At 57.7% G+C, this 22,806-nt stretch carries 16 protein-coding genes and 2 pseudogenes; 1 reads left to right on the forward strand and 17 read right to left on the reverse strand.

Annotation, left to right across the window (positions count from 1 at the left end):
- The 3 genes and pseudogenes from CPZ25_RS16020 to CPZ25_RS20870 all read right to left on the reverse strand — a co-directional run bounded on the left by CPZ25_RS16020 (position 1) and on the right by CPZ25_RS20870 (position 7,385).
- Complete coding sequence (locus CPZ25_RS16020; protein WP_479723752.1) at positions 1 to 6,372, reverse strand: SNF2-related protein; 6,372 nt, start codon at positions 6,370 to 6,372, stop codon at positions 1 to 3.
- A 363-nt stretch (positions 6,373 to 6,735) separates the two neighbouring features.
- Positions 6,736 to 6,870 (reverse strand): annotated as a pseudogene (locus CPZ25_RS21220) (MutS N-terminal domain-containing protein); the annotation flags it as partial.
- Positions 6,871 to 7,028: 158 nt separating this feature from the next.
- The gene (locus CPZ25_RS20870) at positions 7,029 to 7,385 is read right to left on the reverse strand and encodes a TnpV protein (RefSeq protein WP_243129386.1); all 357 of its coding nucleotides are present in this window, start codon (positions 7,383 to 7,385) and stop codon (positions 7,029 to 7,031) included.
- Between the two features lie 307 nt (positions 7,386 to 7,692).
- On the opposite strand from CPZ25_RS20870, the gene CPZ25_RS21105 reads away from it, so the two are divergent.
- Positions 7,693 to 8,187, forward strand: coding sequence for a hypothetical protein (locus tag CPZ25_RS21105; protein WP_341473483.1), 495 nt, complete (start codon positions 7,693 to 7,695; stop codon positions 8,185 to 8,187).
- Between the two features lie 47 nt (positions 8,188 to 8,234).
- Here CPZ25_RS21105 and CPZ25_RS16025 read toward each other — a convergent pair whose 3' ends face one another.
- From CPZ25_RS16025 to CPZ25_RS16090, 14 genes and pseudogenes are all read right to left on the reverse strand, one after another.
- On the reverse strand, positions 8,235 to 8,450 hold the full coding sequence (locus tag CPZ25_RS16025) for a transposon-transfer assisting family protein (protein ID WP_096920747.1): 216 nt from the start codon (positions 8,448 to 8,450) through the stop codon (positions 8,235 to 8,237).
- A 1-nt stretch (position 8,451) separates the two neighbouring features.
- Positions 8,452 to 11,394 (reverse strand): YodL domain-containing protein, encoded by a 2,943-nt coding sequence (locus CPZ25_RS16030; protein WP_096920761.1) that lies wholly within the window; start codon positions 11,392 to 11,394, stop codon positions 8,452 to 8,454.
- 2 nt (positions 11,395 to 11,396) lie between these two features.
- Complete coding sequence (locus tag CPZ25_RS16035) at positions 11,397 to 11,678, reverse strand: immunoglobulin (RefSeq protein ID WP_096920748.1); 282 nt, start codon at positions 11,676 to 11,678, stop codon at positions 11,397 to 11,399.
- Entirely contained in the window at positions 11,675 to 13,768 is a 2,094-nt protein-coding gene (locus CPZ25_RS16040) for a type IA DNA topoisomerase (protein WP_096920749.1), read from the reverse strand. Before CPZ25_RS16040 ends, CPZ25_RS16035 begins: the two co-directional genes overlap by 4 nt.
- Positions 13,749 to 13,967: a hypothetical protein gene (locus CPZ25_RS16045; protein WP_096920750.1), complete on the reverse strand. Its 219-nt coding sequence runs from the start codon at positions 13,965 to 13,967 to the stop codon at positions 13,749 to 13,751. Before CPZ25_RS16045 ends, CPZ25_RS16040 begins: the two co-directional genes overlap by 20 nt.
- Positions 13,964 to 14,737, reverse strand: a complete 774-nt coding sequence (locus CPZ25_RS16050) for a DUF4366 domain-containing protein (RefSeq protein WP_096920751.1) — start codon at positions 14,735 to 14,737, stop codon at positions 13,964 to 13,966. Before CPZ25_RS16050 ends, CPZ25_RS16045 begins: the two co-directional genes overlap by 4 nt.
- Positions 14,727 to 14,984, reverse strand: a complete 258-nt coding sequence (locus CPZ25_RS16055) for a DUF4315 family protein (RefSeq protein ID WP_096920752.1) — start codon at positions 14,982 to 14,984, stop codon at positions 14,727 to 14,729. Before CPZ25_RS16055 ends, CPZ25_RS16050 begins: the two co-directional genes overlap by 11 nt.
- 30 nt (positions 14,985 to 15,014) lie before the next feature.
- Positions 15,015 to 16,748 (reverse strand): CD1108 family mobile element protein, encoded by a 1,734-nt coding sequence (locus CPZ25_RS16060; protein WP_096920753.1) that lies wholly within the window; start codon positions 16,746 to 16,748, stop codon positions 15,015 to 15,017.
- Positions 16,741 to 17,109 (reverse strand): DUF3851 family protein, encoded by a 369-nt coding sequence (locus tag CPZ25_RS16065; RefSeq protein WP_096920762.1) that lies wholly within the window; start codon positions 17,107 to 17,109, stop codon positions 16,741 to 16,743. The genes CPZ25_RS16060 and CPZ25_RS16065 overlap by 8 nt, the downstream gene beginning before the upstream one ends.
- A 2-nt stretch (positions 17,110 to 17,111) precedes the next feature.
- Positions 17,112 to 19,493, reverse strand: coding sequence for a VirB4-like conjugal transfer ATPase, CD1110 family (locus CPZ25_RS16070; protein ID WP_096920763.1), 2,382 nt, complete (start codon positions 19,491 to 19,493; stop codon positions 17,112 to 17,114).
- 10 nt (positions 19,494 to 19,503) lie between these two features.
- On the reverse strand, positions 19,504 to 19,926 hold the full coding sequence (locus CPZ25_RS16075; protein WP_096920754.1) for a PrgI family protein: 423 nt from the start codon (positions 19,924 to 19,926) through the stop codon (positions 19,504 to 19,506).
- Positions 19,927 to 19,946: 20 nt separating this feature from the next.
- Positions 19,947 to 20,816 carry a VirB6/TrbL-like conjugal transfer protein, CD1112 family gene (locus tag CPZ25_RS16080; RefSeq protein ID WP_096920755.1) on the reverse strand — a complete coding sequence of 290 codons (870 nt, stop codon included), beginning with the start codon at positions 20,814 to 20,816 and terminating at the stop codon, positions 19,947 to 19,949.
- A gap of 83 nt (positions 20,817 to 20,899) precedes the next feature.
- Positions 20,900 to 20,998: pseudogene (locus tag CPZ25_RS21110) on the reverse strand (Maff2 family mobile element protein); the annotation flags it as partial.
- A gap of 86 nt (positions 20,999 to 21,084) precedes the next feature.
- Positions 21,085 to 22,704 carry a recombinase family protein gene (locus CPZ25_RS16090; protein ID WP_069988280.1) on the reverse strand — a complete coding sequence of 540 codons (1,620 nt, stop codon included), beginning with the start codon at positions 22,702 to 22,704 and terminating at the stop codon, positions 21,085 to 21,087.
- Positions 22,705 to 22,806: the final 102 nt, after the last annotated feature.

The raw sequence follows: 22,806 nt of genomic DNA on the forward strand, positions 1-22,806 counted from the left end.
TTATCGCACCTCCTCATGCTGTTTCGGTTTCTTTTCGGGGCTGCGGGGCGGCACCGGACGCTTCAAGCTGTCCAGCACCGAGGGCCGTGCGCTCTTGGCAATCACGGACTCCGGCTGAGAGCGGCCCTTGCCGTCCAGATTCAGAAGCGTGTCCAGCTCCACCAGACGGGCGGACTTTACCCGCAGATCATCCTCATAAGAGAAAGGCTTGCCCACTTCCTCCTTGGCGGCGGCCTGCTGCTGGTACAGATTGTCCAGTTGGGCCTTGGTCGCCTCCAGGCGCTGGGGCATTTGAGAGAGCGCATTGTCAATGCGGGTCAGGTTGCCGCGTGGGTCTGTGCCGAGGCTTGCCCGGTGGGTCATCTGGCCTTTCAGCAGGAGCGTATATTCCTGTTTCCAGGCTGAAAACTCCACGGACATAGTGAAGCCCCGGTAGCTGCCGATCTGCACAGGCTCCGAGCCTTTGACCTCCTTACAGGCGTCCAGCAGAGCTGCACCGGCGTTTTCTTTGTCGGTCAGCACATCGCCCCGGATTTCCATACCGGCAAAGCCATCCTCCGGGTGAGGATGGGCGGCCAGGGTCTCCAGGTCTGCCTCAAACCCCTGGATAAAGCCCTTGTGCTTTTCAATTTCCTCCGGGAAGTATTTCAGCAGCTGGTCCTCCAGACGATACTGCTTGCTCTGGTGGTCAGCTTTCATCAGCTTCAGCTTGGAGACCTCCACATCCAGGTCCATGCGCTCCTTGATACGGGGGTCTCCGGCGCACAGGGCCTTGATCTCGGCAAAGGATAATGCCGTTTCGTCCACATCGTCGCAGCTTCTCACCGGCGATTTGGAAGTCATAATCTGGCTGATGAATTTCTGTTTGTTCTCCACCGTCTGCCACAAATAGGCGTCAAAGGTTCCCTCAGTCACATAGCGGTACACATGGACCAGGGGATTTTGGTTGCCCTGGCGCTCGATACGGCCCTTGCGCTGTGCAAGGTCTCCCGGCCGCCACGGGCAGTCCAGGTCATGGAGCGCCACAAGCCGGTCCTGCACATTGGTGCCAGCGCCCATCTTGGCGGTGCTGCCCAGCAAGACGCGCACCTGGCCGGTGCGGACCTTAGCGAACAGCTCCTTTTTCCTCACTTCGGTGTTGGCCTCATGGATAAAGGCGATCTGATCGGCGGGCATCCCCTGGGCGATGAGCTTTTGCCGGATGTCCTCGTAGATGGTAAAGACCGGCTCCGGCTCTTCCAGCGGCACAGCCTGTTCCAGCGCATGGAGCGTGGGGTTGTCCAGCGCCTTGGCTGCCTTTTTGGAAGGGGCCGCCTGGGGCGTGGAAATATCGCAGAACACCAGCTGGGTCAGCTTGTCAGCCTCGCCGTCCCGCCAGATCTGCATGATGTTTGCGACACATTGGTTGACCTTGGTGCCAGGTTCGTCCGGCAGCGCCTGATTGATAATGCGCTGGTCCAGCCCCAGCTTGCGGCCATCGCTGGTGATCTTGAGCATATTGTCCTGGGAGGGGTCCACCGTGCTGCTGTGTACCAGGGAAGCACGCTCGGATAGCGCCTTCACCATTTCCTGCTGCTGCTCGGTGGGCTGGGCCACGATGTTGTGGTATTCTACCTCCGGGGTGGGCAGATGAAGCTGATCGGCGGTTTTAATGTCCGCCACCTCTTTGAACAGGTTCATCAGCTCCGGGAGATTGAAAAACTTGGAGAAGCGGGTGCGCGCCCGGTAGCCGGTGCCTTCCGGTGCCAGCTCCAGCGCCGTCGTCGTTTCACCAAAGCGCGACGCCCAGCAGTCAAAGTGGGTCATACTCAGTTCCTGCAAGCGGTCATATTGGAGGTATCTTTGCATGGTGTAAAGTTCAGTCATGGAGTTGCTGACCGGGGTGCCGGTGGCAAAGATAACCCCTCGGCTGCCGGTGATCTCGTCCATGTAGCGACACTTGGCGAACATATCGCTGGACTTTTGGGCATCGCTGGTGGAGAGGCCCGCCACATTCCTCATTTTTGTGTAAAGGAACAAATTTTTGTAGTTATGAGCTTCATCGACAAATAACCTGTCCACGCCAAGCTGCTCAAAAGTCACCACATCGTCCTTGCGGCTCTCGGCCTGGAGCTTTTCCAGTCTGGCCTCTAGGGATTTGCGGGTCCGTTCCAGCTGTTTGACCGTGAAACGCTCACCGCCGCTGGCCTGCACCTCGGCAATACCCTCGGTGATCTCGTCGATCTGCTCGTAGAGGAGCCGTTCCTGGCGCTCCCGGCTGATGGGGATTTTTTCAAACTGCGAATGTCCGATGATAACGGCATCGTAGTCTCCGGTGGCAATTCTGGCACAGAATTTTTTGCGGTTGTGGGTCTCAAAATCCTTGCGGGTCGTGACCAGGATTTTTGCAGAGGGATAAAGCCGCAGAAACTCCGATGCCCACTGTTCTGTCAGGTGGTTCGGCACCACAAAGAGGGACTTCTGGCATAGCCCCAGGCGCTTGGATTCCATCGCAGCGGCCACCATCTCAAAAGTTTTGCCAGCGCCTACCTCGTGTGCCAATAGCGTATTGCCGCCATACAGCACATGAGCAATAGCACCCAGCTGGTGATCCCGCAGGGTAATGGACGGGTTCATGCCGCCAAAGGTGATGTGGGACCCGTCGTATTCACGGGGCCGGGTGGAGTTCATTTCCTCGTTGTACTGGCGCACCAGGGTCTGGCGGCGCTCCGGGTCCCTCCAAATCCAATCACGGAAAGCGTCCCGGATAGCCTGCTGCTTTTGGGCGGCCAGAGTGGTCTCCTTGGCGTTCAGCACCCGGCGTTCCTTGCCGTCTGCGTCCTCCACGGTGTCGTAAATGCGGACATCCCGCAGGTTCAGGCTGTCCTCCAGAATCTTGTAGGCGTTGGCACGGCTGGTTCCGTAAGTGGTGTAGGCCGCCACATTGTTTTCGGAGACAGAGCTTTTGCCCGTGATCTGCCACTCGGCGGTATAGGAGGTATAGTTGACCTGGATGGCGCGTTGAAGGTAGTTCGGGGTGTTGAAAGTCTCATACATGAACTGCTGGATGTACTTCTTGTCAATCCAGGTAGCGCCCAGGCGCACCTCGATCTCCGAAGCGTCCAGGTCTTTGGGCTGGGCGGCGGTCAGGGCCTCCACATTGATGGCAAAGGCCGGGTCCTGCTGTGCGGCTCGCTGTGCCTGACGGAGCTTGCGCCGAACATTGCCGGAAAGGTATTCGTCGGCGGTCACATAGGTGGGCCGTTCTCCCTCCGGCACAGGCCCAGGCAGACGGAAGATCACGCCTTGCAGCTCGGCGGCCAGCTCGTCACTGGTCTTGCCGGTGAGCTGTTCCATATACTCCATGTCCACACGGGCCTTTTCCGCGATGGATACGGCCAGAGCTTCGCTTGCGGTGTCCACGGAAGTCACCGCCTCATGGGGCTTGATGGTCCGCTTTGTGAACATATCTGCTTTGTGCTTCAGTTGGCCATTCTCGTCAATGACTTCCAGCGCGCAGAGCAGATAGTAGCTGGAATCATCAGCAAAGGCCAGCCGGTTCCCCCGGTCATTGATAAGGCCGTACTTGGCGGAAAAATCGTCATAGAGCTGGTTCAGCTCCACCTGTTTCTCACGAATGTCGCTGTCCGGTGTAGCTGCGTCCATTTGCAGGTCGATCAGTTCCTGGACACAATCCCGCAGCCTCACCATGCCTTTAATGCGGGCCTCGGCGGTGGCGTTGAGATCGGGGCGCACCATGCGGCTGTTCTCCCGGAAATACACAGCTCCGTCCACCACGGTATAGGAGTAGTTCTTCACATTGGGGTCAGCGGGGATAGAGGTGTCGATGGCTTCGCCTTCGCCCAGCTCCGGCAGCTCGGCCTCCTGGTAGGTGCCGCGAATGTACTTCACAGCATCGTGCAGCTGATCGGCCAGCTCCAGCCCCTCAATGGGGTTCACGGTGTAGTCCATGCCGTGAGCGGTGCTTTCTGGTTCCTGTCGGCCCAGCACCATTTCCGGGTGGTCCAGGAAATAGCGGTTGATGGAAAAGCCGTCCTCGGTCTGCCCGGTCTGCGTCCACTCCGGTACAATGTCCAGCGGGCGATCTCGCTTTTGGAGGAAGATGATGTCCGATACAACCTCGGTCCCGGCATTGGCCTTGAACGCATTGTTGGGCAGACGGATAGCCCCCAGCAGCTCGGCGCGCTGGGCAAGATACCGGCGCACGGTGGAATCTTTGGCGTCCATCGTATAGCGGCTGGTGACAAAGGCCACCACGCCACCAGGACGCACCTGGTCCAACGCCTTGGCAAAAAAGTAGTTGTGAATGCTGAAATTCAGCTTGTCGTAGGCTTTGTCCCGAACCTGATACTGGCCGAAAGGTACATTGCCGATGGCAAGGTCATAGAAGTCCCGCCTGTCGGTGGTTTCAAAACCGGCCACGGTGATGTCGGCCTTGGGATAGAGCTGCCGGGCAATACGCCCGCTGATGGAATCCAGCTCCACGCCGTAAAGACGGCTGTTTCGCATTTCCTCCGGCAGCATACCGAAGAAATTGCCCACACCACAGGACGGCTCCAGGATGTTGCCGGTCTCAAATCCCATACGGCCCACAGCCTCGTAAATCGCTTTGATGACCGTAGGGCTGGTGTAGTGGGCGTTGAGGGTAGAACCTCTGGCAGCGGCATATTCCTCTGGGGTCAGCAGCTCCTTCAGCTGGGCATATTCCTTGCTCCAGCTTTCCTTGTCGGGGTCAAAGGCATCGGCAAGGCCGCCCCAACCCACATACCGGGAAAGGATTTTCTGCTGTTCCGGCGTTGCCTGCCCAGTGGTTTCCTCCAGGTATTTCAGCAGCTTGATTGCCTCGACATTGGCCTGGAACTTGGCCTTGGGGCCGCCTTCGCCCAGGTGATCGTCAGTGATACGGAAATTCTCGGCGGTGCGGCGCAGATTGGCCTTGTATTCCTCATAAGAGGCTTTCTCGGCAGCTTTGACATTGGGGAAGGTCTGCCACTCGCCGTTTACCTGAATGGAAACGGGGTGTTCGTCCAGCACTTCATCCGGGGTTTTCTCCGGCTCGGTGACAGGTGTAGGAGGCTCCGGCTCATTGGTTCTCAGGGTCTGAACAACCACATCATAGGGCAGATGGTTCTTGTGGCCCGGATAGACAGCCACAGTCTCGGATTGGAAGGTCGGAGCTTCGGCAGCCGGTTCGGGGCGTTCCTGCCCAAAACCGTCCAGCTGACGGGCATACATCCCGCGCAGCAAAGGCGCAACCTCGCTCCACTGGAAGAACAGCATGGCCAGACGCTTTTCATCTGCATCCAGCACTTCCAGTTCAACACCTTCCGGCATCGTGCGGTAATCGGCGGTCTCGCCGGTCTCCAGCTCCATCGTTTCCACGATGTTGGGATAGGCCCGGCTCAGCCACAGGGCCACCTCCTGGTTGCTCTTGCCGTTGCGAAGAAGCTCGGAAAGCTCCGCCTTGTCCGCTTCACCAATCAGGCCATGGGCAAGCACATCCCGCAGGTCCTGGTCCACCGTATCCAGATTTGCAGGCAGGAACTCGGTATAGAAGTCATTGCGGTTATCCTCCCGCAAAAGCTGCTCAAACCGTTCCCGGCTCTCAGCCCGGTAGATGGGATAGCTCATGCCGGTGGGCAGCAGCTGCACCGTGTCATCCCGCAGCTCCGTGATCCGGTGGGCGAGGTCATCCAGATAGACAATATCCCCCACATTGTATGGAGGGACTGTTGGATCATAAGAAGTCCGTTCCCGGACCGTGCCACGGGCCGCAGCATATTCTTCGTCTGACACAGGAACACGCGAATCGCCGGAAGAAGGCTGTTCCGGCTGGTCGGCTTGAGTGGTCTCCCTGGATATGGCCTCCACATCCCGCATGACCTGCTGAATAAAGGGGTCGTTGTCCAGCTTTTCCGGGTCCACCACATGGCCGTCCACAATGCCGCGCTGGGCCAGGGCCTCCCGGATGGCGATGGGGTCCACATCGTCCAGATTATCCTGTTCGACCTGGGTGTAGAAGCGATCCTCCTTGATGAGCTGGGCAATCCGGCGCTGCACCTTGGGCCAGGGCAGTGCCGTTCCTTCGGGGCTTTCCGGGCGGATCGCAAACGGGGTTTTACCATCGCCGCCGTCAAACTCATGGGCCAGCCATGCTGCGGTGTCTCTTTCTCGCGCATGGTCTTTCATGTAGCGGACAACGGCGTGTTTGCTCTCGATTTTGCCATTCCAGTCCTGGATAGCCTTGTCGATGTCATTGTCCGAGAGAGGGCGCAGCAGCTCATGGAGCTTGGGATAGGTCTCGTCTATGACTTCCCGATGAAGGCGCTGCCGGAACTCCGGGGTGTCAGAATAGAGGCGAAGCAGCCCCATATTACCGGACCCCAGGACAGCACGGCGAATAGCGGCGTTGCCCTCGATCACGGCGTTCTCGTAGTCACTGTGACCGCAGGCGTTCCGGTATCTGATGTCCTGGGTAACAGCCTCCAGCACGATGGGCTTGTATTGCTCATGCAGCTCCCGGAGGGTGGCGGCTTGGATGGCTTCTTCGTCCCGGAACGCCCGGAACCCGTCAGCACCATACTCCGCTTCATGGGCGCTGATGTCCTGTTCGGCCTCATGGTCGATAGAAAGAACGGAATACTCCCGGCGCTGGGTGCTGCCCTCCAGGGTGGCGGAGACCGTCACATCATGCTTGGCCCGGAGCTGTTCCAGGTACTGCTCCAGCCGGTTTGCCGGGAACCCGCACATTTCCACACGGCCACCGACAGGGATAGCACGGGAGACCAGTTGCAATCCCAGCTCCGGCGCGGCTTCTTTGGCGTCCTCGCCATAAATCTCGAAGAAATCGCCCATCTGATACAGGACCATATCATCCGGGTGTCGCTCCTTGACGCCGTTGTATTCCCACACAGCCGGGTCAGGCTGCGGCTGTTCTTGGGCAAAAGAAAAAGCAGAGGATGTTTTCACATTCTCTGCTTCATCTATTCTTTGGATTTGTTCAGCTTCGGAGAGGAACAGGTTTAGGGTTAGCTGTTGATAAGCTCCGCCAGCAAAATCTCCTCCGCCTGGGCCTTGCAGGTGTTCATCAGGCCCACCCAGCGCATCGGATCGCGGGCTTTCAGCTCCTCCGTCGCGCCCGCCGACTCCGCCAACTGGGGCATCATCTGCTCCAGACGGCTGTTCGCCGTCTCGTCGATCTCCAGCAGGTGCGGGTACAGCTTCTCGGTCAGCAGCAGCTGGTTGTAGATCAGGGGCCGGTGTTCCTTCAGGTACGCTTTCCGCATCCTGCCGTACTTGCCTAGGGGCTTCTCCGGCTGTTCGCTCAGGCTCAGGTCGGGAATCAGGTAATCGCCGTTCCTCGTGTAAGTCAGGTTGTTCTCCATGTGTAACGCTCCTTTCCGCGAGTTGCTCACGCTCATAATGTTGGACGGTGACACCGATCTGCCGCAGCACCTGCTGGTTGATCTGGCTGACCGCCGCTCCCAACGCCCCAACCGTGGCCGGGGTATTGAAATCGAAAATCGGCATGAAGTCCTCATGCTGGAAATACTGGTCTGTATCCAGCCCACAGCGGGACATCAGGGCGTAGGCGATGCTGACGGTGGCGGCGGACTTAAATTGGACTTCGATGTTGAGTTCATCGTACTCCTCCAGGAACGAACCGTCAACGATATAACGGAAGTCCTGTTGATGCTCGTCCCAATACTCACTCGCCAGTTTTCCGGCCACATCGGTGAGCTGCTGGGCAAGATTGTCACCAGCAACACCGTAGTTGCGCTCCAGCATGGCCGACACAGGCCCGATGTGCTGTTCCTCCAGCTGCCACAGCCAGGGGGTGCGGGAATGTTCGCGGGTCCCGGTGTCGGAAATATCGAACACATAGCGCAGGCGGGGCCTGTCGCCGGAATCGTCCACCAGAGCGATCCCCTTGGAGCCGCGCCGTACATACCGCCCCATTTTTTCGTTCCACAGATCGTACTCGGCGCAGGCGGTGGCGTCCGGGCGCTGGGCGTAAATCATCATCTGCTCATGGAACGGATATTTGTAGAGGCGGGCGGCGGTGGTAAGAAAGGCTGTCCATTCTTTCCAGCTGCCCACAAGCCGGGTCGATACCTGTTCGGCCATCTGCCGGTAAAATTCAGCTTTGGATGGCATGGTTTTCTGTCCTCCCTTCATGTTAAATAGAAATGGGGCGGCACATCAGGCCGCCCCGCTGGGTCTTGGTGTGGTTTTTACTCGTCGAAATCCGGGTACAGCTCCAGCTCGGCAAACTCGGCGTCGCTCATAGCCCGGAGCTTGGAGAGGGCGCTGTCCGTCAGCTCCCGCAGCTCGGCTTCCTCCGGCGAAAGCTCACCGCACATCTCCGTCAGGGCTTCGATCAGCCCGGTGCGGCTGCCGGTGTTGTAGATACAAAGCAGGTTCGTTTCCTCAAAAGTGAAGTTTCCCATATCAAATCTCCCTTTCCGCGCTCTTTTTGGGCGCTGTCTTTTTGTGTTCCGCCTTGGGCTGGCTTTTCAGCTGCTCCATGACGGACTTTTTCTTTTCCCGTTCCTCCCGGTGGGCGGCGGCAGCCAAATCCATGAAAGAAATCGGCTGGCCGCTGCGGGCCTGCTGTTCCAGCTGGGCCACTGTCGGCTCCTTGGGTCCGTTGTTGATGATGCCGTCGATCATACCGTAGTCATCCTCCACGACCATTTCCGCATTTTTCAGCGGATTGTCCGGCAGGAATCCGGGAACCTGCTCAAAGCCGAAGCTGTCGCAGTAATGACAGGATACCTTGCCATCCCGCTTAATGGCAACGATGTCGCTTACGCTCATGGACGGATGGCGGTAATCGGCGGGATGTTCATTGTTGAAGCGGTAAAAGAGCTGTTCGGCGGTATCGCCTTTCAGATCGGAGGGCAGCAGCGGAGCGGTGTAGACCAACTCATAGTTGTCCCGCTGCACCGTCTGCCCGATGGACTGGAGCCATTCCAGGCCCTCATAGCGGATGTCCCGCAGCTCGTCGGTGTGCTTCACCTGATAAATAGCGAAGCAGTCCCCCTTGTGGGAGAGAAACGCCTGCTCCCGTTCCTCCTGGTGGGCCATGCGGTCCTTGACCAGCTTATCAAACTCCGGGCTTTCCTCCCATTCCTCGCGGGGCATGGCAAAGATACCGTCATGGGCATCCAGGTCAGCGGTGTCAAAGGCCATCACCGGATTTTCGCCCTCCTGGATAATGTAAACGGTCAGGTCACGCTCCATCAGCTCATAGGCTCTCTCTTTGGAGAGGGGCAAAAGATCGCTGTCCAGGCAGCCGCATTTCTCCAGATCGTCCTGGGTCAGAACCGGGTCCGGCATGGGATATTCGTCCAGCGCCTGTTCCTGAGCATCCGGTAGCAGGGCGGCTGCGGCTTCTGCGGTCTGCTGGCTGGCCTGTTCATACAAAGTCTCGATCATGGACAGCGGCGCATACTTGATGGATTTGTCACCCAGCCCCAGGTCCTTGCAGATGTGGCTGACCGCTGCGGAACGGCCCATGTCCGGTCCATCCAGCTGGCCGCCGTCCATCTGCTTCATAGTTGCCACATCGTAGAGCGTGTAGTCCCAGCCGGTATCGCAGGGCTGAACATGAAGATATGTGGCATCATCCAACACCAGCAGGGCCTCCTGGTACTCGGCGCTGGGCTGAGATACTTCTTCCGCAGCCTGCGGGCATGTCTGCTCCGGCTCCGGGGCGGCAGTCAGGTCAATGCCGCGCTCCTTGCAGATTTCCTTGTAGTTGCGCTCGATGTCGTTAATCAGCTCACAGGAAGTCTTGTTGATGGTCTCCAGGCTGGCCCGCAGCTCCTTCAGCTCCTTGTCCTTGGACCAGGAAGCGATGTAGCCAAAGCTGTTTTCACCGGTCTGGATGCCGAAATACTGGCAGACCGCATAGGAAATGCTCTCGGCCTCCACTTCCTCGGTGTTGCGGTTCTTAGCGGCTTGTTTCACCGCCGTCAGATCTTCCTGCACCTCCAGCCGCCACTCAAACCGATTCTCGTCCACAAAGCGCCAGCCCATTTCGGTAGCAAACTGTTCTGCCTCGACCTCAGTTGCAAATCCAGATTGAAAATCTCTTACTGTGCCTCCACCGCTATCCATGACAACTTTCCAGGACTGCTCGATTTCATATTTTTTCGGGTCGTGGAGCTTGCTGTGTGCGGTCTCATGGACAGCGGCGGAAACAGTCTGCACCTCGCTCATGCCTTCCCGGATGGCGATCCGCTGCTGCTCGGAGGAAAAGTAGCCGTCCATGTTGCCAGCCATCGGCTCAAACTCGATGGGGACCGGGGCAGAGCGGCGCAGAGCTTCCATGAACGCCTCATAATGTGGCACCGTCCCGGACAGGCTGGAGGCCAGTTCCGGCAGAGGCTTGCCGTCCGTCTGGCTCACATCGAACACCTTGACCGGGCGGAACATGGGGATTTCGATTTCCTTTTCCTCCATGACGGCCTTGCCATCCGCGTCCAGGATGGGTGCATGGGTATCCGGGTCACGCTTCATTTCCTCGATTTTCTTTTTGTAGGGCGTGGGGGCGATGATGGTGATACCATGCTCGCCCTTTTTCACATGGCGCTCAAATTGGTTTTTCCACTTGTTGAACCCGGCCACCAGGGTGGCGTCCGGGCGCTGCATATAGATGAGCATGGTGTTGTTGACGGAGTAGCGATGGAACTTGGACATGACGGACAGGTAGCGCATATATTTTTCACTCTCGAACAGCTCCTTGATACCCTGTTCAATACCCGCCGTGATTTCCTGCAACCGCTCCCGGTTGGTGGGCTTATCAGCCATGATTTTCACTCTCCTTTCCAAATTGGCGATTTCTGATTGATGTTCGGCAATCCACAGTCTTTGTTCATCAGGGGTATCCTCCAGGAAAAAATCCAGCAGATAGCCCACATAGTCTTTTTTCTGGATTGCCTCCATGAATCGGGGATGTGGATTTTCCTCCGGTGTTTTGGGTGTGTAGTCCGTTTCCCACTTGCGGAGCAAATGAAAGTAGTCGGCCAGGACACGAAAGGCATGGTCCCGGTCCTCCTTGAATTTCTGGGCCTCGGATTTCCGCCGGACATAGCGCCTCCGGGGAGGGGCCTGACTGTCATAAGCCAGGCCAAAATCTTGGGCCAGCTTCTCGGCGGCCTCTTTGGGGGACAGATTGTAGAGCCTCGCTGTGAAGTCGATTACATCACCGGTGGCTCCGCAGCCGAAGCAGTAGAAGTATTCCTCGTTCAGCTTCATGCTGGGATTTTTGTCATCGTGGAACGGGCAACAGGCCATGCCGCTCCGGTTGACCTCGATCCCATACATCTGCGCCGCTTCCCGGACGGCGACAGACTGTTTGACGGCCTCAAAGACGCTCTCGGCCATGCTCATTCTTTGCCTTTCTTGGGGGTGGGCGGCCTGTACCCGGCAGCCTTGGCCCGTTCACTGGCTGCCTTACGGCGCTCGGCGCTGTACGGTTCCCGGACGGACACGCAGCGTTTGGGAACGAGAAAGGTTTGGTGGTCCTTTTTCATAATCTGATCCGGGTATTTCTCCGCCAGCCGCCGCAGCTTTTCCAGTAGCCGGGGGTCATGGGTATAGACCTCGGCGGTGGCTTCAGCCTGGTTGTAGAGGATGATGGTTTCCTGTTCATAGAGGGAGAGCTTCATCGTTTGCCGCCTTTCTGCTGGTCAAACTCCAGCTTGAAGTTGGCGTACTGCCCATCGTCCTCCAGCACCACGGTGGCGTCGTAGGTCTTGCCGGTTTTCTCGGAGTACAGGCCGCTTACATGGGCGCGGCCATTTTTGAGCAGCGCCGTCACGATGGCCTTGGTGGGCTGCTTGCGCTTCAGCTCCCACCACTTGTTGTTTTTCCAAATGGCAAATTTACAGCCCTCGTTCTGGCAGAAGAACCCCTTTTGCAGCTCCGCCACATCGCCACCGCAGCGGGGGCATTTGCCCACCACCTCGCGGGGCGGCGTGAACAGATACTCGGTGCCTTTAATCATCTGATAGGTTCCCACCAGCTCCTTGAGCATAGTGGAAATTCCATCCATGAAATCCTCCGGGGCCAGCTCGCCGCGCTCGATCTCACCCAGTCGGTACTCCCATTCAGCGGTCAGCAGGGGCGATTGCAGCTGCTCCGGCAGCACGGTGATAAGGGATACCGCATCATGGGAGGGCATGAGCTGCACGGTTTTCTTGCTCTTTTTGCGTTCCAGAAAGCCGGTGGACACCAGCTTTTCCAAGATACCGGCGCGGGTGGCCGGGGTCCCCAGGCCCTTGCGTTCGGCGTCCTCCGGCATATCGTCCTTCCCGGCAGTCTCCATCGCGGAAAGCAGCGTATCTTCGGTGAAGTGCTTGGGCGGGGTGGTCTTGCCCTCCTTGACGGCAGCACCAGAAAGGGGCAGCGTCTGACCTTCAGACAGCTCCGGCAGAGCCTTGTCCTCGGTTTCCGGTTCTGCATTTTTCAGCCCTGCGCGGTATGCAGCGTCCAGCGCCCGCCAGCCGGGTTGTTTCACCGTGCGGCCCTTGGCGGTAAACTCCGCACCGGCGCACTCTACAACAACGGCGGTTTCCGCAAAGGTATAGGGTTGGGCCACGGCGCACAGCAGCCGCAGAGCCACCAGCTCCAGCACCGCCTTTTCGCCCACCGGCAGGCCGGTCAGGTCCGCGCCCTGGAGGTTGCGGGTAGGGATCACCGCATGGTGGTCGGTCACTTTCTTGTCGTTGATGACCTGGGCCGCATTGCAGGCAAGCTCCATACCAGCGGCAAAGGGCAGCGCCCCAGCAGTGAGCCGGACCAGCTCCGGCAGACTCGCTGCCATATCCGAAGTCAGGTAACGGCTGTCCGTCCGGGGGTAGGTACAGAGCTTCTTTTCATAGAGGTTCTGCAAATAGTCCAGGGTTTGCTGGGCTGTGAACCCCAGCAGCCGGTTGGCGTCCCGCTGGAGGGTGGTCAGGTCATAGAGGGCGGGCGGCTTCTCGGATTTGTCCTTGCGCTCCACCTTTTTCACCGTAGCAGCCGCACCCTGGCAGGCCGTTTTCAGCTGCTGGGCGGCGACCTTGTCCGCCATGCGTTCCCCTGAAACAGAGAAACCGGGCAGCTCCAGCGTCACCGTGTAAAACGGCACCGGCTTAAAGGTGTCGATCTCGGCCTCCCGCTGGACAATGAGGGCCAGTGTTGGGGACATGACGCGCCCGATGTTGAGGGTCCGGTGGTACAGCACGGAAAACAGCCGGGTGGCATTGATACCCACCAGCCAGTCCGCCTTGGCGCGGCAGAGTGCCGCATCCCGCAGGCCGTCATAGTCCGCGCCGGGGCGCAGGTTCGCAAAGCCCTCCCGGATGGCGGAATCCTCCATCGAGGAAATCCAGAGCCGCTTCATGGGCTTCTGGCAGCCCGCCAGCTCGTAGACGGCGCGGAAGATCAGCTCCCCCTCGCGTCCGGCATCGCAGGCGTTCACCACCTCGGTCACATCCGGGGCGTTCATCAGCTGTTTCAGCACATCAAACTGTTTCTTCTTGTCCTTGCTCACCACCATCTGCCAGGGTTCCGGCAGAATGGGCAGATCGTCATAGCGCCACTTGGCGTAGTCCGGGTTATAAGCGTCGGCGTCGGCCAGCCCAGCCAGGTGGCCCACACACCAGCTCACTCGCCAGCCGCCGCCCTCCAGGTAGCCGTCCTTGCGGGCGGTGGCCCCGATCACGGCGGCCAGACTTTGGGCAACGGACGGTTTCTCAGCGATCACCAGCTTCATGGTTTTTCTTCCTCCTTTCCCGCAGCCATGCGGTCAGCTGCCGGTGGCAGAATCCCACGCAGGGCTGACCGTCACGGTAATTTCCGCAGCCATAACAGGGGTGGCCGGGAGATAAAGAAGGAGGACGGGAAGTTTCCTTCCCGCCCTCCGGCCTGCGTGTCATCATGCGTTCATAGGGGCTGTCGGTGAAGCGGGTCAAACCGTCTTGTCCTCGCTTTCCTCGTCGCCGCCCCCGTCAGCGTCCAGCTCGTCAGATTCCTCGGTCTCCCAGGAGTCCTCGTCCTCCTGGTCGGTATCATCCTCGCCGTAGTCATAATCGTCCAAATTGTCGTTGCCCTTGGTCTTGGGTTTGTTTTTCACCAGCTTAAAGTAGGCAAAAGCGCCGCCGCCACCCATCAGAGCCAGCACCGCCAAAAGAATGGCCGGATTCAGTCCTGCGGGTTTCTGCGCCGGTTCTTCCGGCTCCGGGGTTTCTTCCGGGGTCTCCGGTTCCGGCTCCTTACCCGTGCAGGCGCTCATATTGGTGGCACACACCGTGCAGGCCGTATTCACCGCACCGGCCACACATTTCTCCGTACAGGTACAGGTGGCGGGCTGCTCCTGGGTAGTCTGACTGTCCTCCATCAACGCCATCAGGTCCGCCTCGTCCACCTGGTTCAAGAAGTGGACAGCAGTTTCCTTGTCCTCGTTGGCCCGGTCAATGAGAATGTAGAAGTAGTTGCCCGCCTTGGTGGTGACGGTGATGAGCTGCTTGTTGCCGCCGAAATCATCCACCAGGGCGGCGTTGCCATCCGGGGTCAGGGCCGGACTGTCCTCGGTTTCCTCCACCACCACATTGGCGTCGTTTGTGGCGTCCTCCGCCGGAGGCTGGTCCGTCCCCTGGGCAAAGGCGGTCACGGAAAGGCCCATCATCAGCACCAAGGCGGCGCAGAGGGCCGAAAAGGTCTTGAAAATTCTCTTATTCTTCATGGTCGGTGTCCTCCTGTTCGTCGTAGTCAGCGGAGGCAGCAACCATGCCGGGGACCGTGCCGCCGGAGAGCATGGCATTCAGCTGCTCCGGGGTCAGCCGCAGGGCGCGCACCATCTGGACGATCTCCAGGTTCTCCGCTTCGGTTTTCTGCGCCTCCAGGGTTTTCAGCTTGTCCTGGTACTCCGCGATCTTCTCGCGGACCTTGGCAATCTCCTGGTCAATGCGCTGGATTTTGTTCTTAGCCATTTCAATCACTCCTTTTCTCATAAATCGGCCTTACCAGTTCATCAGGCCGTAGCCCTTGATGCACTCGTAGGTCAGGGAATAACTCTTGATCTTGCAGGCGTCGCCGGAATTGCCCTCCACGGTGTAGACCCGGCTGCCGTCCGTGCCGACCACAAGGCCCACATGGTCGGCGCTGCCATCCAGGTCCCAATCGAAGAAGATGGCGTCGCCGGGGGCAATATTGGCGTAATCACGCCCGCCCCATTGTCCGTGGGATTGGAACCACGGGATGCCCTGAGACTGGCAGGCGGCAAAACGCGGCTCAGACAGCCCCATCTGGCCGTAGCACCAGGACACGAAGCAGGCGCACCATTCCACACGGGAATTGAAGCCGTACCAGCTCCAGTAGGGCTGACCGCCCACATTGCCCACCTGACTTTTCGCTATATCCACCACGGCCTGATTGCCGGGGCGGGTGCCGTTGACGAACTCAACACCAGCTAAACTCTCGGAATCGCTGGTGTCGGAGGAACCACCGCCGAAAATCAGCGGCTTGTTGCCCAGCGTCTGCCGGTACACCTGGTACATCTCCAGCTGTTCCGGGGTCAACAGCTCCGAGGCAACAGACGAAATGGGCTTGCTGGTGAGCTTCACATTCAGAATGTAGTAGTTGTAAGGAACCTGAACGGTGTAGCTATTGCCCTCGCTGTCAGTCCGGGTTTCCGTCCGATAGCGTACTTCAACTTCCTCGATGAGCGTCAGCTGATACTGGGCATCAAATACACGCTCCAGCTCTGCCTGGGCGCTCTGCCGGGTGTAGCCCTGCAAGACAGCGGACAGGTAGGCCGCCAGCTCATGGGGGTCATGCCCGATCATGTCGAGGTCGTAGCGGTACTCGTCATACCCCGGATGGCTGCTTTCGATGTTGTCGATCTCGGCTTGCAGCGCCGCTTCCTTGGCAGCGTAGTCCGCCTCCACCGCCACCAGCTCCGGGTCATCCGACGGATAGGTGGTGCCGGACACCACAGAACCGATGCTCTGCGCCATCATGGAGCAAGAGGACATGGTGTTGAGCAGCATACAGACCAGCAGGAAGATCGCGCCAGCAATCAGAAAGCCCTTTTTGTGGCGCATGACGAATGCCCCGGCCTCCTGTGCCTTTTCCTTGACCGTCTTGGCGGCCTTGCCGGTCTTTTGGGCTGCGCTTGCGGTATTCCCAGCAGTTTGACCGGCGCGCTTGGCGGCAGCGTATTCTTTTTTGATGGCCTGTTTCTGCTGCCAGCGGGAAATGGGGTTGCTGGCAAACTGAGGATTTTCCCGCAGGGACTTCTGATACAGGGCGTTCACATTGGCCTTCTCCAGCTTCTGCTCGGCCTGGGCTGCCTTGCGGTAGGGCTTCAACTTGTGGCTGCGGTAGCCCTCCCGAACCAACCGTGCGCCGGTCTCAGCAGCCTCCTCGGACTTGTGGGCGCTTTCCACGCCCACATTGTCCTGTTCGGTCTCCCGGATTTCCTTGTGAACTTTCCCCAGGGCGGCATTGGCGGGGGTATCCCGCACCGCATGGGACAGCTTGGAGGGCGGCTTCTTCTTGTCCTCCAGCACCAGTTTGGTGGTCACTTTACCGGTCTCCGGGTCCACCGTCTTTTGCCGGACTTGCTTTTTGGGAATTTTAGCCTGCGCCTTATCCGCTTTGGCGGCGGCCTTGTCCGCCTTGCGAATGGGCTTCTCCAGCGCCGGGTCAGCCCGTTCCTCGTCTGTAAAGCGCAGGCGCGGTTCCTTATTCAAACCATTCACCCAGCATGAGGGCGTCCGTCATGTAGCGCAGCTCCACACAGACGGCCAGCCCCACAGGGTCATGGAAGGGATGCTGAAGCAGATGGGCGTAGATCTGCGCCACCACATTGGCCAGCAGCTCAGACTGCCCGCCCTCGAAGATGACGATGGCGGGAACACCGTTCATGGCACACCAGATTTCCGTCAGGCGCAGCAGGCCCGCTTCGCCATCCTCGTTCAGCTCCGCTGCCTGATCCGCCGCCGTGCGGGTCTCGCTGACGGCATCGGCCAGCTCGGTGAGCAGACAGGTGCGCTCACTCTCCAGGGCATCGTCAAAAAACATCATGGTGTTCAGTTCAGTATTGGGTTTCATGGTCATTCATCCTCCTTTTTTAGTTCCTGGGGTTTGGTGGTCATAATGCGGTACAGCTCGGTATTCTTCGGGAAGTGATCCACGAAAGGCAAGATCGTGGAGCCATAGAACAGCAGGCCCTCGCCCTCGCTGGAGTGGGTCACATAGGAAAGCTGGTGCGGGGAAATGCCCAGCTGCTTGGCGAGAATCTGCCGGTCTCCGCCCGCCTGGTTGAGCATATACACGAAGTCGGAGTTTTCAAAGATGTTCTCTACCTCGCGGCTGCTCAAAAGGTCTTTGACATTCTGCGTGATGCCGGTGGGAATGCCGCCCCACTTGCGGAAACGCTTCCAAATCTCGACGGTATAAGCGGCGGTCTGCTCCTCTTTCAGCAGCAGGTGCATCTCGTCGATGTAGTAGCGGGTGGACTTGTGGGCGGCACGATTGATGGTGACGCGGTTCCATACCTGGTCCTGGACCACCAGCATACCGATCTTTTTCAGCTGCTTGCCCAGCTCCTTGATGTCATAGCAGACAATGCGGTTGTTGATGTCCACATTGCTCTGGTGGTTGAACACATTGAGGGAGCCGGTCACATAGATTTCCAGCGCCGTGGCGATGTACTGTGCCTCTTTTTCCTCCTGCGCCCGCAGCAGATTGTAAAGGTCCTCCAAAATGGGCATATTCTCCGGGCGGGGGTCATTGAGATAGGTCTGATAGACCAGCCGCACACAGCGGTCAATGATGGTTTTCTGCACCGGCTGCAAGCCCTCTTTGCCGCCCACGATCAGTTCACACAGGGACAAGATGAAGTCGGACTTGAGAGACAGCGGACTTTCATCGTCCGAGTAGTCCAGATTCAAGTCCATCGGGTTGATGTAGTTGGTGGAGGTAGGCGAAATCTTGATGACCTGCCCATGCAGGCGCTCCACCAGGGGCGCATACTCGGCCTCCGGGTCACAGATGATGATGTCATCATTGGTGAGCAGGAAACAGTTGGCGATCTCGCGCTTGGCGCTGAAGGACTTGCCGGAACCCGGCGTACCGAGAATCAGTCCGTTGGGGTTTTTCAGCAGCTTGCGGTCCACCATGATGAGGTTGTTGGACAGGGCGTTGATCCCGTAGTACAGCGCCTCTTTGCCGTTCTGGAAAAGCTCCTGGGTGGTGAACGGAACAAAGATAGCCGTGGAACTGGTGGTCAGCCCTCGCTGAATCTCGATCTGATTGAGGCCCAGGGGCAGCGCGGACATCAGCCCTTCTTCCTGCTGGAAGTCAAGCCTTGTCAGCTGGCAGTTGTACTTCTGCGCGATGGAGCTGGCCTGGAATACATTGTTGTCCAGCTGCCGGGGATTGTCTGCCGTGTTCAGCACCAGAAAGGTGACAAGGAACATTCGCTCGTTCCGGCTCTGCAAATCCTGTAAGAGCTTCTTGGCCTCGGCACCGTAGGTGGCAAGGTCGGAGGGAATGATGTCCATGTCATACCCGGCACGGACAGCCTTTTTCTGTTCCTCAATCTTGCTGCGGTCCAGGTCGGTGATCTTGCGCTTGACCGTCTTGATGGCCTTGATCTGATCCACGGACTGGATATGCAGGCTGACGATCAGGCTGGATTCCATGTCCAGGAAATCCGCCAGCATTCGGTCATTCAGCTCCGGCGCGAGAATCTGCAAAAAAGAAACAGCCCCGTATTTCTTACCCATACGGAACTGCTTGCCGGTACGGAACTCGAAGCCGGACGGTGCGATGAAGTCCTTGGTGGACAGACCAGACGGAGCCAGCCAATCCCATTCAAAGCGGAACGGCACCTGTTCATCCATGTGGAAGATACCGTGGAGCTGTGCCAGTCGCGCCTTGCCGTCCAGGGTCTCGGCGGCCACGCCCAGACGCTTGAAGTTATTGAGAATGTCGGTCTCAATACGCTCCAGACGGGGCTTGGCGGCCTTGAGGCTGTCGGCGTCGATACCGAAAGTCAGATACTTGGTCTTGATGAGGCCATTGTTGCCCTTTGCCAGCTGGTTTTGCAGCATAGTCATGTATTCCACCCGGATACTGTCAAAATCATCCTCCTGGAGAGGGATGTTGATGGCGTGGGCAAAGGTTTCCTCGGAGGCTGCGAGGTTCAAAAAAGACAGCTGAAACTGAATGGAGCTGTCGAAGTAGTTGAGGAAGTCACACCAACCCTCGAAGATTGCTGTCTTGTCCTCGTTCTGCGAGAGCTGATAGTTGATGTCCTGGAATTGGATGGTCTTTGTGTAGTGGCTGCCTGCCACACGGCAGATACCGTCCGGCCACATCCGTTCATAGGGGATACTGTCCTGAGCCGACTTCTCTTTTCGGTCTGTGCGGTTGGCACGGGCGATGGCGGCCTCGATCTGCTTTCTGTCGGCACGGGACAGCTTTTTCATCTTTTTCTGATTAACCGGCTGCGCGGTCTTTTCGTCTTTTCCGAACAGCCGGTGCAGCCAGCTTTTGATTGCCGTGAACAATGTCATACACCTCCTTGTCGAGTTTTTCCTGCCGCTCCAGAGCGGCATAAAAATTGTTGGTCTTATACGGGCGCTCCTTGGGTCGGATGACGGCCACCTTGATGATGTTGCCCACGATCTTTTCCAGGGGCTGACCGTGTTTTTCATACATCGCCAGCATGAAGAAGGGCAGCATGACCAACATCATACACATGGCAGCCACGCTGTTTCCCACAGGCCCCCGGAGCAGGAAGAAAAGCGGTACGCCGATCAGCGCACCGCCGCCGAAGCAGACAAGCTGCCTCTTGGTTAAGTTGAACGCGACCTTGGTTTTGACTTTCGTAAGATCCTTGGGTACGGGTACATAAGCCAAAGGGATTACCTCCTTCCTGGTTAATGTGCATTGAAAACAGATTTTGCGAGGCTGCCGGTCTTAAAGAGCGTAAAGCACAACAGGACCGTATAACCCACACAACTCCAGATGGCCATGATGACATCCGATTCGGTGGCAATGTTTTGTACCAGCACGGCATAGATTGCCACACAGACGATGATGAGAAATGCCTGGAAGCCCAGAGCAATCAACGAGCGCAGATAGTTCTGGCCCATGCCGCCCCATTCCTTGCCCATCATGGTGGCCATAGGGATGGGGGCCACCGAAGTCACAAGGTAAATCTCAATCATACGGCCATAGATCACGATAAAGATACAAATGTAAAGCGCCCACATGGTAATGCCGATAAAGAGCGACTGGAACCACAGGCCGAACAGCGGCCCCAGGTCCATATCCATCAGCCGGGACTCAATATCGGTCATGACAGAGGAGATGTCGATGGAAGCGTCGGAACCGATGATGCCCGCCGCCTGCGCCACCACACTTTGAGCTGCGTCAAACACGCCCATCACGATGTTCCAGGTGTTTGAGACGATGAGGATGGCAGCGGCAGATTTGAACACCCACTTGAAGATCATCCAGGTGTCCACATCATGCAGGTTGTTCTTGTCGGTAATCATCTGAATCAGCTCCAGCGTCATCACGATAGCCAGGATCACGCCAGCAATCGGCACCATGATGGAGTTGGAGAGATTTTGGATCATGCTGAAAATACTCCCGTTCCAGCCCTGCGGGGTCTGGCCCACCTGTGTCGCAATGTCTGCGACCTGCTGGTTCACGCTATCGAACATCCCCGATAAGTTGCTCATAATGCCGCCTACCAACATTTCCTTGAGCCAGTCAGTAAGGGCATCGAGTAAGAAATCCATACGGTGTCAACCTCCTTTCAGCCGCCCCCGCTTGGGGGCAGGGGCGGCAAGGATTTCTTATGACAGCTTAACGACGGGAGCGATCAGACGGTGAACAGGCTGGAGAGCAGGGGTACGAGGACCATGCCGACCACGGCGACGCCAGCACCAGCCATGAGCTGCTTCATGCCCTGGGACTTTGCTTATGTGTGATAAAGAAGTAATAGAAGTGCAAAAAATTTTGCCGTTCCTATCCGGCACTTGGCCATTGTGTCGGATAGGTCGGGCGTTAGGCTTCGGGCAAGTCAATCTTGCCGACAAAGCTGTAATAAATCTCAATGTCCTGCCTGCGGATGCCGTTCTCGTCATAGCTGCACTCATGCACGACGATTTTCTCAATCATCTCCCGCAAGAGGGTGGGGGTCAATTCCTCAAAGGCAAGGTGCTTTCGGACGATACCCATAAACTTTTCCGCATTGACGGTGGCGGCCTGCGACTTGGAAAGTTCCTCCTGCAAAGCGGCGGCGCGGTCTTTCAGTTCCCGCTGTTCCTGCTCATAGTCTGCCGACAGTTCCATGAAACGCTCGTCGCTGATTTTGCCGTTCACATTGTCCTCATACAGCCGCTTGATAATGCGGCTCACTTCGGAAATGCGCTCCTGCGCCTGTTCAAGCTGCTTGGTGGCTGCGGCGGTCTTTCTCTTGCCGCCGATCTCGTTCTGCTGGATAAGCAGCTTCACAAAGCGGCTCTCATGCTTGGCGGCATATTCCGTCACTTGCCGGAGATTGGAGAGGACACCGGCGGTCAACAGGTCGGTGCGGATAAAGTGCGCCGTACAGTCACGGGTGCGCTTCTTGTAGCTGCCGCAGATGTAACAGTCCTGCTTACGGGTCTTGTTCTGATACCGCTGCTGGTACATCACATGGCCGCAGTCGGCGCAGAACAGCATACCGGAGAACAGCCCCACTTCATCATAGCGGTTCGGGCGTTTGCGCTGCTTGCGTAACTCCTGCACGCGCTCCCATGTTTCCCGGTCTATGATAGGCTCATGGTGGTTCTCAAAAATGGCCTGCTTCTCGATGGGGTTCTCTACGCTGTGCTTGGTCTTGTAAGAGGGCTTCTCCGTCTTGAAGTTTACCAGACAGCCGGTGTACTCCCGGTTTTCCAACAGGTGGACAACGGTATTTGTCGCCCATTTGCACTCATAGCCGGGGTGGTAGCGGCGGGTGCTGCCCGTCCTGCGGTATTCCAGCGTCCCCGGCGTGGGGATTTGCTGCTCCGTAAGCATACGGGCAATCTTGGTCGGGCCGTTCCCGGCAAGGCAAAGCTGGTATATCTGCCGGACTACCGGCGCGGTTTCCTCGTCAACGATATAATTCTCGTCCTCGTCCATGAGGTAGCCGTACACCGGCTTGCTGGTAACGGGCTTGCCGCTCATGCCTTTTGCTCTCTTAACTGCCTTGATTTTCTTGCTCGTATCTCTCACCAGCCATTCGTTGAACAGATTTCGCAGAGGGGTAAAATCGTTGTCCATGCCGCCGTTTGCGCTGTCCACATTGTCGTTGACAGCGATAAAACGCACGCCCTTTTGAGGGAACAGCATTTCCGTGTAAAACCCTACCTGCAAGTAGTTTCGCCCTAACCGGCTCATGTCCTTGACGATAACTGTACCCACTTTCCCAGCTTCAATGTCTGCAAGCATGGCTTGAAAACCGGGCCTTTGAAAGTTCGCGCCGGAATAGCCGTCGTCGGTGTACCAGCGCAGGTTGGTAAAGCCATTCTGTTTTGCAAAGGCTTCGAGTATCCTTTTTTGATTCGATATGGAATTACTCTCACCTTGCAATTCGTCCTCATGGGACAATCTCGGATAAAGGGCGGTAATGAGGTTTTGGGTGGCTTGTCTTAACATAAAATCCTCCGTTTCCGACAGCCAGCCCCACTATTCCGTGGTTTCATTGTACCACGGAATAGGGCTGGTTGTATAGCGGCAAAAGTGTCAAATCTGCTTCTT

The organism is Eubacterium maltosivorans (assembly GCF_002441855.2).
Taxonomy (GTDB): Bacteria; Bacillota; Clostridia; order Eubacteriales; family Eubacteriaceae; genus Eubacterium; species Eubacterium maltosivorans.